Genomic DNA, 15,203 nt, shown 5'->3' with positions numbered 1-15,203 from the left:
ACGTACGAGCGCCCTACTGTCACCGTAGCGACGATACGGACCCGTCCCGTCGTCAGCGCCACTTCCGCCGCCGACCGAAGGCCGCCGACATGCCCCTGCGCACGAAACCTCCCGTACGCCCCCCGACGCCCGCCGCCGCATCCGCGGGACCCGCCGGACCCGCCGCCACCCGACCCGGCCCGTCCTCGGCCGACCTCGCCGCGCTCGCCGCCCGTCACGGCCTCACCGAGAGCGGCGCCCGCCCCTCACTGCCCGCCTACACGCGCCTTTTGTGGGGCCGCCGCCACTTCGTCACCGCGTTCGCCACCGCGCGGCTGACCGCGCAGTACAGCGGGGCCAGGCTCGGCCAGGGCTGGCAGATCATGACCCCGCTGCTCAACGCGGCGGTCTACTACTTCGTCTTCGGCGTCCTGCTCCGCACCAAGGACGGGGTCACCGACTTCGTCCCGTTCCTGGTCACCGGCGTCTTCGTCTGGACCTTCACCAGCAGCACCGTCCTGGCCGGCACCCGCGCCCTCACCGGAAACCTCGGCCTGGTCCGCGCCCTGCACTTCCCGCGCGCCTCCCTGCCCGTCGCGTACGCCGTCCAGCAGCTCCAGCAGCTGCTCTTCTCGATGGCCGCGCTGGCGGTGATCCTGTGCTGCTTCGGCCAGTTCCCCCGGCCGGCCTGGCTGCTGGCGCTGCCCGCTCTCATCCTCCAGTCGCTGTTCAACACGGGTCTGGCGCTGGTCATGGCCCGGCTCGCGTCCCGGACCCCGGACATCGCCCAGCTGATGCCCTTCGTCCTGCGCACCTGGATGTACGTCTCGGGCGTCATGTGGAGCGTCGGCCACCTCCTGCGGAGCGACCGGCTGCCGCACCTGGCGGCCGTGGCACTGGAGTGCAATCCGGCCGCCGTCTACATCGACCTGATGCGCTTCGCCCTCATCGACAGCTTCCCCGCCGCCCAACTTCCCCCGCACGTCTGGGCCGTCGCGACGGGCTGGGCGCTCCTCGCGGGCGTGGGCGGTTTCCTCTACTTCTGGCAGGCGGAGGCGACGTACGGCCGTGGCTGAAAATCACATGGGACCGGCGCCCACCGTCATCGCGGACGACGTCCACATCACCTACACGGTCCAGGGCGCGAGCGGCTCCCGGGAAGTGCATGCCGTCAAAGGCGTCACCTTCGTCGCACACAAGGGTGAGGCCATCGGCCTGATCGGCTCCAACGGGTCCGGCAAGTCGACCCTCCTCAAGGCGGTCGCCGGCCTGCTTCCGCCCGCGCGCGGCCGCCTCTGGACCCGGGGCCGGCCGTCCCTGCTCGGCGTCGACGCCGCCCTGATGAACGACCTGACCGGCGAACGCAACGTGGTCCTCGGCGGCCTGGCGATGGGCATGACGCGCCGCCAGATCCGTGAGCGCTACCAGCAGATCGTCGACTTCTCCGGCATCGACGACAAGGGCGACTTCATCACGCTGCCGATGCGCACGTACTCCTCCGGCATGGCCGCCCGTCTGCGTTTCTCGATCGCCGCCGCCAGGACCCACGACGTACTGATGATCGACGAGGCGCTCGCCACCGGTGACGCGGCCTTCCAGCGCCGCAGCAGGGCCCGCGTCGCCGAACTCCGTGCGGAGGCGGGCACCGTCTTCCTGGTCAGCCACAACAACCGGACCGTCACCGAGACCTGCGACCGGGCCCTGTGGCTGGAGGCCGGCGTCCTGCGGATGGACGGCCCCGCGAAGGAGGTCGTCGCCGCCTACGACGACGAACAGACAAGGAAAGGAAGAAAGTCGAAGAAATAGGGCATAGATGGCTAAAGTGCGCGGTGATGACGACCGACCAGATCGCGGCCTCCGACGCGAACACCGCCCCCGGCTCCCCCACTTCCGACGCCGCCGCTCGCCGTTTCGCCTGCGCACTCGCCGCCGTCTGGCTCACCACCCGCCTCGTCATGCTCGCGCTGCTCGCCCAGCCCCTGGCCGCCTTCGACGTGGGAACGATCAGCGGCGAGGTCCACCGCATCTACTACGGCTGGTACGGGCAGCTCGCCCGCGGCGACTTCCCCCTCGACGACGTCATGTGGCAGTACCCGCCCGGCGCGGCCCTGGTGATCCTCGGACCGGGCGCGCTGCCCTGGCTCACGTACTTCCAGGCGTTCCTCGTCCTCACCCTGGCCGCCGACGCGCTCGTCGCCCTCGCCCTGGCGCGCGCCGGACGGCGGCCCGGCCGCAGCACGGCCGGTGCGTGGCTGTGGGTGTGCGCGCTGCCGCTGCTCCTGCATCTGCCCCTGGTCCGGTACGACGTCCAGGTCACCGCACTCGCCGTACTGGCCCTGCTCGCCCTGCGCCGCCACCCGCCCGTCGGCGGCGCGCTGGCCGGGCTCGGCGCCCTGGTAAAGGTCTGGCCGGCCCTCACGCTCCTGGGCGCGCCCCGTGGACGTACCACCAGGAACGCCTGGCTGTCGGCCGCCGCCGCGGCGGCGGCGCTGCTCGCCGTGCTCGCCTTCGGCTTCTCGCACACGCTCGGTTTCGTGCGCCAGCAGGGCAGCCGGGGCGTGCAGATCGAGTCGATGGCCGGAACCGTGCTGTCCCTGGGCCGGCTCGCCGGCTGGCCGGGTACGGTCGCATACCGTTACGGAGCCATGGAGCTGACCGGGCCGTACGTCTCGGCCCTCGCCCACGCGTCCCTCCTCCTCACGGCCGCCGCCTTCGGCTGGCTGCTGGTGTGGCGGATCAGGGCGCGGCGCTGGACCCCGGCCACCCCCTTCGACGCCGCGCTGGCCGCCGTGCTGCTGTTCACCGTCACCAGCCGTGTGATCAGCCCGCAGTACCTGGTCTGGCTGCTCGGCCTGGCCGCTGTCTGCCTCACCTCGCGCGCCACCACCCAGCGGCCCGTCGCTGCGCTGCTACTGCCGGCCGCCGCCGTGACCGCGCTCGCCTACCCGGTGCTGTACGACGACGTCGTGTCGGGTACGCCGCTGGGGTGCGCGGTCATGGTCGTACGCAACCTCCTGCTGATCGCCGCCGCCCTCCTGTCCTGCCGCAGGCTGTGGACGTCTTCCCGGGGCGCGTGACGAAGGGGCGCCCCGCACCGTTTCGTTCCGGTGCGGGGCGCCCCTCGTGCTCAGGTGCGGGTCAGACGCGCGTACGCAGCATCGTGCGCATGGTGCGCATGGCCACGGACAGGTTCGCCAGGTCGAACGCGTCCGAACCCTGGATCTCCTCCAGCGTCGTGCGCGCCCGGGTCAGGATCGCCGCGTTCTTCTCCTCCCACGCCTTGAAGCGCTCCTCCGGTGCGGAGGCCCCGTTGCCCACGGACAGCACGTCCTGCGTCAGGCCGGCGTGCGCCGCGTAGAGGTCCTCGCGGATGGAGGCACGGGCCATGGACTGCCAGCGGTCGGCCCGCGGCAGCTCGATGATCCGGTCCATCAGCTGGGTGATGGACAGCCGGTCGGCCAGGTCGTAGTACACCTCGGCGACCTGCATCGGCGTCTTGCCGGTGCGCTCCGCGATGGCCACGATGTCCAGCGCCGGGAAGGCCGACGAGAACCCGGCCACCCGCAGCGCCAGCTCCTCCGGGACCCCCGCGTCCGTCAGCTCGTCGAGGATGCCCTGGTACCACTCCAGGTCCGCGCCGCGCAGCAGCTTCGGCAGCTCGTCCCAGACCCGCGCGACACCGTCGCTGAAGAACTCGATGGTCTCGGCGAGCTGGAGCGGCTGCGGCCGGTTGCCCAGCAGCCAGCGCGTACCGCGCTCGACGAGCCGGCGCGAGTGCAGCCGGATCCGGGTCTGGACGTCCGCCCCGACCTTGTTGTCGAGCGCCTCCACGGCGTCCCAGACGTCGCTGAGCCCGAAGATCGCGCGGGCCGCGAACTGCGCCCGTACGACCTCCTCGATCGACGCCCCGGTCTCCTCCCGCAGGCGGTGCAGGAACGTCGAGCCACCGGTGTTCACGGTGTCGTTGACCAGCACCGTCGTGATGATCTCGCGGCGCAGCGCGTGCGCGTCGATCTGCTCGCCGAACTGGTCGCGCAGCGCCTTGGGGAAGTACGCGTGCAGCAGGGTCCGCAGGTGCGGGTCGTCCGGCAGGCCGGTGTGGATCAGCTCGTCCGCCACCGTGATCTTGGTGTACGCCATGAGGACGGCGAGCTCCGGCTGGCTCAGGCCGCGGCCCGCGCTCAGCAGTTCCCGGATCTGGCGGTCGGTGGGCAGGAACTCCAGCGGGCGGTTCAGGTGCCCGTCGCGCTCCAGCCGGCGCATGAAGCGCTGGTGGGCGTGGAGCAGGGAGGGCGCCTGGGTGACGGCGTTGGCCAGCGCCGTGTTCTGCGCGTAGTTGTTGCGCAGGACCAGCGAGCCGACCTCGTCGGTCATCGTGGCGAGCAGCTGGTTGCGCTGCTTGACGGTCATGTCGCCGTCCGCGACGAGCCCGTTCAGCAGGATCTTGATGTTCACCTCGTGGTCGGAGGTGTCCACGCCCGCGCTGTTGTCGATGGCGTCGGTGTTGATCCGGCCGCCCTCGCCGCCGGCGCCGCGCCGGGCGAACTCGATGCGGCCGAGCTGGGTCGCGCCCAGGTTGCCGCCCTCGCCGACGACCTTGACCCGCAGGTCCTCGCCGTTGACGCGGATCGCGTCGTTCGCCTTGTCGCCGACGTCGGCGTTGGACTCCGCCGAGGACTTGACGTACGTACCGATGCCGCCGTTCCACAGCAGGTCGACCGGCGCCTGGAGGATCGCCTTCATCAGGTCGGCCGGGGTCATCTTCGTGATGCCCCGCTCGATGCCGAGCGCCTCGCGGATGTGCGAGTTGACCGGGATCGCCTTGGCGCTGCGCGGGTGGACGCCGCCGCCCGCGGACAGCAGGTCGGTGTTGTAGTCGGCCCACGAGGAGCGCGGCAGCTCGAACAGACGGCGGCGCTCGGCGTACGACGTGGCCGCGTCCGGGTTCGGGTCGATGAAGATGTGCCGGTGGTCGAAGGCGGCGACCAGGCGGATGTGCTCGGAGAGCAGCATGCCGTTGCCGAAGACGTCGCCGGACATGTCACCGACGCCGACGACCGTGAAGTCCTCGTTCTGCGTGTCGTGGCCGAGCTCGCGGAAGTGCCGCTTGACGGACTCCCACGCGCCGCGGGCGGTGATGCCCATGCCCTTGTGGTCGTAACCGACCGAGCCGCCGGAGGCGAAGGCGTCACCGAGCCAGAAGTTGTACGCGACCGCGATCTCGTTGGCGATGTCGGAGAAGGTCGCCGTGCCCTTGTCGGCGGCGACGACGAGGTACGTGTCGTCCTCGTCGTGGCGCACGACGTCCCTCGGCGGCACGACCTCGCCCGCCACCATGTTGTCGGTGATGTCGAGCAGCGCCGAGATGAAGGTCTTGTACGAGGCGATGCCCTCGGCCATCCACGCGTCACGGTCGACGGACGGGTCCGGGAGGTTCTTCGCGACGAAGCCGCCCTTGGCGCCGACCGGCACGATGACGGTGTTCTTCACCATCTGCGCCTTGACCAGGCCGAGCACCTCGGTACGGAAGTCCTCACGCCGGTCGGACCAGCGCAGACCACCGCGGGCGACCTTGCCGAAGCGCAGGTGGACGCCCTCGACGCGCGGCGAGTACACCCAGATCTCGTACGCCGGGCGGGGCGCCGGGAGGTCCGGGATGGCCTGCGGGTCGAACTTCATCGACACGTAGCCGTGCGGCTCACCGGTCGCGGCCTTCTGGAAGAAGCTGGTCCGCAGCGTCGCCTTGATGACCGTCAGGAAGGACCGCAGGATCCGGTCCTCGTCGAGGGAGGCGACCTGGTCGAGCGCACCGTCGAGCTCTTCGAGGAGCCCGTCGATCAGCTCGGTGCCGGCGATCTGCCTCTCCGGCGACATCCGCGCCTCGAAGAGCGAGATCAGCAGCCGGGTGGTGTGGACGTTGTTGCGGAGGGTGTCCTCCATGTAGTCCTGGCTGAAGGTGGAACCGGCCTGACGCAGGTACTTGGCGTACGCGCGCAGCACCATCGCCTGCCGCCAGTCCAGGCCGGCGCTCAGGACGAGGGCGTTGAAGCCGTCGTTCTCGGCCTGCCCGGTCCAGACAGCGGAGAACGCCTCTTGGAAACGCTCACGCGCGTCGTCGGCGAGGTGGCCGTCATTGCCGTTCGACTTGGGCATGCGCAGGCCGAAGTCGTAGATCCAGGCGTGCGTGCGGTCGGCGCAGCGCAGCTCGTACGGGCGCTCGTCGACGACCTCGACGCCGAGCCGCTGGAGCACGGGCAGCACGGCCGACAGGGAGACCTGCTCGCCGATCCGGTAGATCTTGAAGCGTCGCTCGTTGGGACCGGCGCCCACCGGCTCGTACAGGGAGAGCGAGAAGCTGTTGCGGCCGTGCGTCAGCTGTTCGAGGTGGACGAGGTCGGCGACGGCGGCACGCGGCGAGTGGTCGGCCTTGTAGCCCTCGGGGAAGGCGTGACCGTACCGGCGCAGCAGCTCGGCGGCGCGCTCCTCGCCCAGCTCCGCGTTCATGGCCTCGGAGAAGCCGTCGGCCCAGGAGCGGGCGGCCTCGACGAGCCGGCCCTCGATGCGCTCGGTGTCGGCGTCGGTGAGGCCGGGCAGTTCGGTGCCCGGCGGAACGCGGACGACGAAGTGCAGGCGCGAGAGGATCGACTCCGTGTTCCAGGCGGTGAAGTCGACGCTGATGCCGCCGAGCTCCTCCTTGAGGATGTCGATGAGCCGCAGCCGCACGGCGGTGGTGTACCGGTCGCGGGGCAGGTAGACGAGGGCCGAGTAGTAGCGCCCGTACTCGTCCTGGCGCAGGTAGAGCCGCAGCCGGCGCCGCTCCTGGAGGTACAGCACGCTCGTCACGATGGACGTCAGCTGGTCGACGGGCGTCTGGAAGAGCTCGTCGCGCGGGTACGTCTCCAGGATCTGGAGCAGGTCGCGGCCGTCGTGGCTGTTGGGCGAGAAGCCGGCGGTCTCCAGCACCTCCGCGACCTTGCGGCGGACGACGGGGACGCGGCGTACGGACTCGGTGTACGCGGCCGAGGAGAACAGACCGAGGAAGCGCCGCTCCCCGACCACGTTGCCGTCGGCGTCGAACTTCTTCACACCGACGTAGTCGAGGTAGCTGGGCCGGTGCACGGTCGAGCGGCTGTTGGCCTTCGTCAGTACGAGCAGCTTGTGCTCGCGGGCCTTGGCGCGGACGTCGGCGGGCAGGCGGCTGAAGGACGGGCTGACCGGGTGGTCCTCGGTGCCGCTGTGGTGCGGGTCGGAGCGCAGGATGCCGAGGCCGGTGCCGGGGACGGCGGACAGCGCGTCGTCGGCCGTCAGCTCGTACTCGCGGTAGCCGAGGAACGTGAAGTGGTCGGCGGCCAGCCAGCGCAGCAGCTCGCGCGCCTCCTCGACCTCCTGGTCGCGCAGGTCGTCGGCGGTGGGCTCGCTCGGCAGCTCTTCGGCGATGCGCAGCGCCGAGTCGCGCATCTTCTCCCAGTCCTCGACGGCCTCGCGGACGTCGTTCAGGACGCGCAGCAGGTCGGCGGTGATCTGCTTGAGGTCGGAGCGGTCGGTCTCGCGGTCGATCTCGACGTGGATCCAGGACTCGACGCACGCGTCGTGCGGCAGCTTCTCGTCCCTGCGCCTGCCGTCGGCGGAGATGACCTCGATCAGCCGTCCGGTGAGATCGCGGCGCACGGTGACCTGCGGGTGGATCACGACATGAATGCCGCGGCCCTGGCGGGACAGCTCATTGGTGACGGAGTCGACGAGGAAGGGCATGTCGTCGGTGACCACCTCGACGACGGAGTGGCTGCACGTCCAGCCGTTCTCCTCGACGGTCGGGGTGTGCACCCGGACGTTGGCGGTGCCCTGCGGGCGGTTCTCCGCCAGCCGGTAGTGCGAGAGCGCCGCACCGAACACGTCGACCGGGTCGCGGTCGGCGAGGTCTTCGGGGGCCGTGTGCAGGTAGTAGCGCTGGAGGTACGCGAGGAGGGTGTCCCGGTCGGGAGTGCCTGCACTCGTGGACCCAGTCGAAGGTTGCCCCCCGGCCGGGCTGTTCTCAGCTACCCGGGCCGCCCGTACGAGCAGCTCGGCCTTGGCTTCGTCCAGCTTGGTCTGCATGTCCTCTGGCTCCTGTCGCGCGCCGTTGCGTGACGTAGGGGGTGAAGAAAGATGGCACAACGCCACGACGCGGGGTATCCGGTCGGTTCGACGTTATGCCGCGATGAGAGATACCCGTGACGTTATTGGCCATTTTTGACGGCCGACCGGGGTTTCGGGGACCAGCGATCGCCCGGGCACGGTGGTGCTCCGGGCGCATGCCGGGGGCCTCACTGCCCCGAGGGCTATCGCGCTGATCACGGCACCAGGCTATCCCCCCGCACGGGGGGCCCGTCATGTCCGATCGGTGTACAAAACCAGCCGAGAAGTTTGACACTCTGGACAGCGACGGCACGGCGTGGGCCTGGCAGCGGATCGGCGGGGCGCCTTGGCAAAGGGCGTCGGCGGGTGCACGTTGAACCGGACGGCACGGCACGGCCCGCCCGAGGGGAGCACACAGCCATGGCACCCAAGATCCTCATCGTGACCGGCGACGCAGCGGAATCGCTGGAGGTCCTCTACCCGTACCAGCGCCTGCGCGAGGAGGGGTACGAGGTCCACATCGCGGCCCCGGCCCGCAAGAAGCTCCAGTTCGTGGTCCACGACTTCGAGCCGGGCTTCGACACGTACACCGAGAAGCCCGGTTATACCTGGCCCGCCGACCTGGCGTTCTCGGAGGTCGAGCCCAGTCAGTACGCCGCCCTGGTGATCCCCGGCGGACGGGCGCCGGAGTACCTGCGCAACGACCTGGAGCTGCGCAAGATCCTCAAGTCGTTCTTCGACTCGGACAAACCGGTGGCACAGATCTGCCACGGTCCGCTCCTGACGGCCGCGGTCGACGGCCTGGCGGGCCGCAGGGTCACGGCGTACCCGGCCCTGGAACTGGACATGCAGGCGGCGGGGGCGACGTTCCAGGACGCGGAGGCGGTGGTGGACGGCACCCTGGTCTCTGCCCGCGCCTGGCCGGACCACTCGGCCTGGATGCGCGACTTCCTGAAGATCCTCCGCACGAAATCCCCGGCGACGTAGAACACCGCCCGGTCTGCCTCGCCCCCCGGTCTACCTCACCCCCCCGCCACCTGCCCACCCCCGGCACACCTCAGCCCGTCCGGCGCTTGAGGACCGGGGGACGGGGCGGAGCCCCGGTTGGGGAAGGGGCGGCTCGGGTCGGGTCGGGTCAGGGCGGGTCGGATCAGGGCGGGTCGGGTCGGGTCGGGGCGGTGGAGAGTGCCGCAGGCACGCATCGCGCAGCGGGGGCGGCGGATGTCACGCCGTCCACCGCTCGGCCAGCTCCACCGCCTCGGCAAGCGTGTCCACCACCGGCACCCCGGCCGGCTCCAGGCTGGCCCGGCTGTGCGAGCCCCCGGTGTAGAGCACCGCCCGCGCCCCCACGTGCGCCGCCGCCACCGCGTCGTCGACCGCGTCGCCGATGACCACGACGTGTTCCGGCGCGACACCGCCGAGCGCCGCGATGTGGCGGGCCATGTGCGCCGCCTTGCTGCCGCCGGAAGGCCCGGTGCGCCCGTCCACCCGCACGAAGTGACGCTCGATGCCGTACTGCCGCACCACCGGCAGCAACTGGTCATGCCCGTACATGCTCAGCAGCGACTGACTGCGCCCGGCGGACCGCCACTCCACGAGCAGCTCCTCCACGCCCTGGGCAAGCGCACACACCACCCGCAGCTCGGTGTAGTGCCGGTGGAACGCCTCGTCCATGGCCAGCCACTCGGCGTCCGTCGGCAGCCGCCCCATCAGCCGCTCGTAGAAGCGGGGAATGGGTACGCAGTACAGCTCCCGGTACCGCGCCAGCGTGATCGGCTCGATGCCGATCTCCGCGAAGGCCGCGTTCGTCGCCCCGATGACCGCACTGATGTCGTCGAGCAGCGTGCCGTTCCAGTCCCAGACGAGATGCGTCGTCGTGTACTTCCCCATTCCAAGAAGGTACCCACCGGGTACGACAACGCAGACACGCCGACCAGGACCAAAAACCGGCACCGGCCCACCGGGCCCGCCGACTCACCCGGCTCCCGGCTCACCCGGCGCCCGGCGACTCGATCAGCCGATCAGATGGGGGATCTCCTGCACCCCGAACCAGAGCAGCTCGTGGTCCTCCGCCCCGTCCACCGTGAACTGGGCGTCGTCGTCCCCGTGGTCCGCCGCCCCCAGCGCCGCGGCCGCCGCCGTCACGTCGGCCTCCGCGTCGTCCGCGTCGACGTGCACGGCGGCCGCCTTCTTGAGCGGCACGGCGGAAGCGATCCGCACCTCGCCGACGCCGGCGGAGTCCAGCCCCCGGTCCGGGTCGGCGACCGCGTCACCGTCCGGTACGTCGACGGCCACGACGACCCGCCGCCGCGCGGCATCCGGATCTCCGGCCAGCAACCGCAGGGACGCCGCCGCCGCCCGGTTGAGCGCGGCGTACTCGAGCTCCTCGATGTCGTCCGACACGTACCACTCACGCAGCCCCGGCGTCACGGCGTAGGCCGTCAGCGGCCCGGGGCCGAGCTGTCCCGCCTTGTGCGCCTCAGCGAGACCGGAAAGGGTCAGGGGGACGTAGACGCGCATTGGCAGGCCGCTTTCGTAGTCGGGACGGCCTCAAGGATACGTACGGAGTCCCCCTTCGGGGTGGTGGTCCCCGCCCTCCGCGACGTCCACCCGATGAACCGCCCGTCGGCCGTCGGCCGCCCCAGGACTGCCTCTCGTCACCCGGATAGGTGATTCTGTCGGCCGCCGTCTCCCACGGCCACCTCGCCTTGCTGCCGCCTCCCATGCCCCGTAAAAGATCAACAGCGGAAGTTACTGCCCGGTATCCCGCCGGGCCGCCAGAGCGGGGGCACAGAGATGCACAAGGACAGGACCCGGCCGCAGGGACGCCGCGACCCGCGCAGGCCCGGCGCACCGGGCTCCAGGGCGGCCACGGCCCGCCCCACCGCCGCACCCACCCCCAGGCCGGCGACGACGGCGGCGGCTGCTGTTGCCGCGCCCACGGCACTCCGCCACCCGCACCGCCCGACCCCGCACGAACAGTTCGCGGAGCGCCTCCTGGCGGTGCTCAGCGGCCGCCGCCCCGTCCACTGGATGCTCGGCCACACCATCGGTGAGGCGTACGAGCAGCTCGTCCAGCTCGCTCCCCGGACCCCGCTGCGCACCCGCGGCACCCTCCCCGTCGTCCGCACCTGCGGCGGCTTCCACCCGCGCCCCGGCGTGGTCGAGGCGTTCGCGAGCATCGCGGCGGGCGAGCAGGTGCGGGCGATGGCGTTCCGCCTGGAACAGGGCCGCGACCTGCGCTGGCGCTGTGCGGCCGTCGAACTGGGCACCGCTCCGACGTCCCCCGCCTGCACCCCGGCGTGAACGCACGCGCGACACAGCCGGGGCCGGACACCGCATCGGTGTCCGGCCCCGGCCGAGAAAGCGGTTCGTACCCGCGCGCCTACTTCTTACGGCGGCGGCTGCCGCCCTTCTGCGCCTTGCGCCGCTCGGCACGCGTCATGCCGTCCGACTCGGACCGCGCGGGCCCGTCACCGTTGTCGAAGTCGCCCTCGATCACGCCGCCCTCGCCGTCCACCGTGGGAGCGGAGAAGTGCAGCCGGTCGGGCCGCTGCGGGGCGTCGAGCCCCTTCGCCCGGATCTCCGGACGGCCGGCGCCCGCGGGCACCGCGTCTTCCTTCCGCAGCGACGGCTTGCCGCCGACCGCCTGATCCGGCACGGCCGCCTGCACCGGAACCTCCTCGACCTGCTGCTCGACCTGGACCTCCAGGTTGAACAGGTAGCCGACGGACTCTTCCTTGATGCCGTCCATCATGGCGTTGAACATGTCGAAGCCCTCGCGCTGGTACTCGACCAGCGGGTCCTTCTGAGCCATCGCGCGCAGGCCGATGCCCTCCTGGAGATAGTCCATCTCGTAGAGGTGCTCGCGCCACTTGCGGTCCAGGACCGACAGCACGACGCGCCGCTCCAGCTCACGCATGATGTCGGAGCCGAGCTGCGCCTCCCGCTCGGCGTACTGCTCGTAGATGTCGTCCTTGATGGACTCGGCGATGAACTCGGCGGTGATGCCCGCGCGGTCGCCCGCCGCCTCCTCCAGCTCCTCCACGGTGACCTTCACCGGGTAGAGCTGCTTGAAGGCGCCCCACAGCCGGTCGAGGTCCCACTCCTCGGCGAAGCCCTCGACGGTCTCCGCCTGGATGTACGCGTCGATGGTGTCGTCCATGAAGTGCCGGATCTGCTCCTGGAGGTCCTCGCCCTCCAGGACCCGGCGGCGCTCGCCGTAGATGACCTCGCGCTGCCGGTTGAGCACCTCGTCGTACTTCAGGACGTTCTTGCGGGTCTCGAAGTTCTGCTGCTCGACCTGCGACTGGGCGGAGGCGATCGCCCGCGTCACCATCTTGTTCTCGATCGGTACATCGTCCGGCACGTTCGCCATCGACATCACGCGCTCGACCATGGCCGCCTTGAACAGACGCATCAGGTCGTCGCCCAGCGACAGGTAGAACCGGGACTCGCCCGGGTCTCCCTGACGGCCGGAGCGGCCGCGCAGCTGGTTGTCGATACGACGCGACTCGTGCCGCTCGGTGCCCAGCACGTACAGCCCGCCGAGCGCCTTGACCTCTTCGAACTCGGCCTTGACGGCCTGCTCGGCCTTCTCCAGGGCTGCGGGCAGCGCCGCGGCCCACTCCTCGATGTGCTCCTCCGGGTCGAGGCCGCGCTGGCGCAGCTCCGCCTCGGCGAGGTCGTCCGGGTTGCCGCCGAGCTTGATGTCCGTACCACGGCCGGCCATGTTCGTTGCAACGGTGACGGCGCCCCTGCGGCCGGCCTGGGCGACGATCGACGCCTCACGGTCGTGCTGCTTGGCGTTGAGGACCTCGTGCTGCACGCCGCGCTTGGAGAGCTGCTGCGAGAGGTACTCCGACTTCTCCACGGAGGTCGTGCCGACCAGGATCGGCTGGCCCTTCTCGTGCTTCTCCGCGATGTCGTCGACGACGGCGGCGAACTTCGCGACCTCGGTGCGGTAGATCAGGTCGGACTGGTCGGCGCGGACCATCGGCCGGTTCGTCGGGATCGGCACGACGCCCAGCTTGTAGATCTGGTGGAACTCGGCGGCCTCGGTCATGGCCGTACCGGTCATGCCGGAGAGCTTGTCGTAGAGGCGGAAGAAGTTCTGGAGGGTGATCGTGGCGAGCGTCTGGTTCTCGTCCTTGATGTCCACCCCTTCCTTCGCCTCGATCGCCTGGTGCATGCCCTCGTTGTAGCGGCGGCCGGCGAGGATACGGCCGGTGTGCTCGTCGACGATCATGACTTCGCCGTCGATGACGACGTAGTCCTTGTCCTTCTTGAACAGTTCCTTGGCCTTGATGGCGTTGTTCAGGTACCCGACGAGCGGCGTGTTGACCGACTCGTAGAGGTTGTCGATGCCCAGCCAGTCCTCGACCTTGGCGACGCCGGGCTCGTGGATGGCGACGGTGCGCTTCTTCTCGTCGACCTCGTAGTCGCCGGTCTCCTCGATGCCCTTGAGCGGGTTCCCCGGCTCGCCCCGCTTCAGGCGGACGACCAGCTTGGCGAAGTCGCCGTACCACTTGGTGGCCTGGTCGGCCGGGCCCGAAATGATCAGCGGCGTACGGGCCTCGTCGACCAGGATCGAGTCGACCTCGTCGACGATCGCGAAGTTGTGGCCGCGCTGGACGAGCTCGTCCTTGGACCACGCCATGTTGTCGCGCAGGTAATCGAAGCCGAACTCGTTGTTCGTGCCGTACGTGATGTCGCAGTTGTACATGTCACGGCGCTGGGCCGGCGACATGTTGGCAAGGATGCAGCCGACCTCGAGGCCGAGGAACTTGTGGACCCGGCCCATCATCTCGGAGTCGCGCTCGGCCAGGTAGTCGTTCACCGTGATCAGGTGGACGCCCTTGCCGGACAGCGCGTTCAGATAAGCGGGCAGCGTGCCGACGAGGGTCTTGCCCTCACCGGTCTTCATCTCGGCGACAAATCCGAGATGAAGGGCGGCGCCACCCATCATCTGGACGTCGTAATGGCGCTGGCCGAGAACGCGCTTGGCTGCCTCGCGGACGGTCGCGAAAGCCTCGGGGAGCAGGTCGTCCAGGCTCTCACCGTCGGCGTACCGCTGCTTGTACTCATCGGTGAGCGCACGCAACTCGGCGTCGGAGAGGTTGACGAAGTCCTCTTCGATGGAGTTGACCTGGTCCGCGATGCGGTGCAGTTTGCGCAGGATCTTGCCTTCGCCTGCACGCATGAGCTTGTTGAAGACGGACACTGAGGCTGGTCTCCTTGCCGGTCGGGCCTGTGCACTGGGTCATGTAGGGACTCTGGCGCGGGCACGGCAGGTGGTCCCCACCGCATCGGCCATCGTAAGCGAGGACCCCGCCACGCCGGGAGGTCCGCCCGCAGGAAGGCCCACTGTTACCCGCAAAGAGAACGGACAGGGGGCCCGGAAGGTGCCGGGCCATCCCGAAAACGTACGGCGCACCCGCCGGAAGCTCTGGCGCGCCCCGGCCGCCGAGCCGAGAATCAGCCGATGGAGCCCATCATCCTCACCACCGAGCGTCTCCTGCTGCGCCCCTTCGAGCCCGCTGACACGGAAGCCGTCTTCCAGGCGTGTCAGGACCCCGGCATCCAGCGCTGGACAACGGTCCCCTCGCCGTACGAACGCGAACACGCGGAGGGCTTCGTCGGCCGGATCGTGCCCGACGGCTGGCGCCTGGGATCCCTGTACGCCTTCGCCGTGCTCACCAGGGACAGCGGCGAGCTGGCCGCGGCCGTCTCCTCGATCATCCGTGACGAGGGCGTGGCAGAGATCGGGTACTGGGCGGCGAAGCCGCACCGCGGCCGCGGCTACGTCACGGAGGCCGTTCGGGCGGTCGCCCACTGGGCCTTCACGACGGTGGGGGTGGAGCGCCTGGAGTGGCGCGCCGAGGTCGGCAACAACGCGTCTCGCGCGGTGGCCGAGAAGGCCGGCTTCGTCGTCGAGGGCATCCAGCGCTCCGGGATCGTGAACAAGGGCGTACGCCGCGACAGCTGGACCGGCGCGCTGCTCCCGTGCGACCTCGGGCTCCCGTCGGCAGGCCCGTACCTGCCCGCGAGGATCTGAAGCCACCGTCCGGACGGACAGCCCGTGACCACGGGCCAGGGCCTGTTGTCAG

The 15,203-nt window shown here is 70.4% G+C and carries 10 protein-coding genes; 6 read left to right on the top strand and 4 right to left on the bottom strand.

What is annotated here, in order from left to right; translation table 11 throughout:
• The first annotated feature begins 89 nt into the window (after positions 1 to 89).
• The 3 genes from AS594_RS21215 to AS594_RS21205 are packed head-to-tail and all read left to right on the top strand — an operon-like array spanning position 90 to position 3,056.
• Positions 90 to 1,055: an ABC transporter permease gene (locus tag AS594_RS21215; RefSeq protein WP_069935224.1), complete on the top strand. Its 966-nt coding sequence runs from the start codon at positions 90 to 92 to the stop codon at positions 1,053 to 1,055.
• 7 nt (positions 1,056 to 1,062) lie between these two features.
• Positions 1,063 to 1,785: an ABC transporter ATP-binding protein gene (locus AS594_RS21210; RefSeq protein WP_079148722.1), complete on the top strand. Its 723-nt coding sequence runs from the start codon at positions 1,063 to 1,065 to the stop codon at positions 1,783 to 1,785.
• A 26-nt stretch (positions 1,786 to 1,811) separates the two neighbouring features.
• Entirely contained in the window at positions 1,812 to 3,056 is a 1,245-nt protein-coding gene (locus AS594_RS21205) for a glycosyltransferase 87 family protein (RefSeq protein WP_069935222.1), read from the top strand.
• A 61-nt stretch (positions 3,057 to 3,117) separates the two neighbouring features.
• Here the strand turns inward: AS594_RS21205 and AS594_RS21200 are convergent, their stop codons facing one another.
• On the bottom strand, positions 3,118 to 8,073 hold the full coding sequence (locus tag AS594_RS21200) for an NAD-glutamate dehydrogenase (RefSeq protein ID WP_069928538.1): 4,956 nt from the start codon (positions 8,071 to 8,073) through the stop codon (positions 3,118 to 3,120).
• A 441-nt stretch (positions 8,074 to 8,514) separates the two neighbouring features.
• On the opposite strand from AS594_RS21200, the gene AS594_RS21195 reads away from it, so the two are divergent.
• Positions 8,515 to 9,081 carry a DJ-1/PfpI family protein gene (locus tag AS594_RS21195; RefSeq protein ID WP_069928537.1) on the top strand — a complete coding sequence of 189 codons (567 nt, stop codon included), beginning with the start codon at positions 8,515 to 8,517 and terminating at the stop codon, positions 9,079 to 9,081.
• 237 nt (positions 9,082 to 9,318) lie between these two features.
• Here the strand turns inward: AS594_RS21195 and AS594_RS21190 are convergent, their stop codons facing one another.
• Both AS594_RS21190 and AS594_RS21185 read right to left on the bottom strand, forming a co-directional pair.
• Complete coding sequence (locus tag AS594_RS21190; protein ID WP_069928536.1) at positions 9,319 to 9,984, bottom strand: HAD family hydrolase; 666 nt, start codon at positions 9,982 to 9,984, stop codon at positions 9,319 to 9,321.
• 123 nt (positions 9,985 to 10,107) lie between these two features.
• Complete coding sequence (locus tag AS594_RS21185) at positions 10,108 to 10,614, bottom strand: DUF6912 family protein (protein ID WP_069928535.1); 507 nt, start codon at positions 10,612 to 10,614, stop codon at positions 10,108 to 10,110.
• A 276-nt stretch (positions 10,615 to 10,890) separates the two neighbouring features.
• On the opposite strand from AS594_RS21185, the gene AS594_RS21180 reads away from it, so the two are divergent.
• Complete coding sequence (locus tag AS594_RS21180) at positions 10,891 to 11,400, top strand: Rv3235 family protein (RefSeq protein ID WP_069935221.1); 510 nt, start codon at positions 10,891 to 10,893, stop codon at positions 11,398 to 11,400.
• A gap of 79 nt (positions 11,401 to 11,479) precedes the next feature.
• Here AS594_RS21180 and secA read toward each other — a convergent pair whose 3' ends face one another.
• The gene (gene secA, locus AS594_RS21175; protein WP_069928533.1) at positions 11,480 to 14,317 is read right to left on the bottom strand and encodes a preprotein translocase subunit SecA; all 2,838 of its coding nucleotides are present in this window, start codon (positions 14,315 to 14,317) and stop codon (positions 11,480 to 11,482) included.
• A 261-nt stretch (positions 14,318 to 14,578) separates the two neighbouring features.
• Here secA and AS594_RS21170 point away from each other — a divergent pair, with 261 nt between their 5' ends.
• On the top strand, positions 14,579 to 15,151 hold the full coding sequence (locus tag AS594_RS21170) for a GNAT family N-acetyltransferase (RefSeq protein ID WP_069928532.1): 573 nt from the start codon (positions 14,579 to 14,581) through the stop codon (positions 15,149 to 15,151).
• The last annotated feature ends 52 nt before the right edge of the window (positions 15,152 to 15,203 follow it).

Source organism: Streptomyces agglomeratus (genome assembly GCF_001746415.1).
GTDB classification, from domain to species: domain Bacteria; phylum Actinomycetota; class Actinomycetes; order Streptomycetales; family Streptomycetaceae; genus Streptomyces; species Streptomyces agglomeratus.
This window is presented reverse-complemented; position numbering and strand designations above follow the sequence as displayed.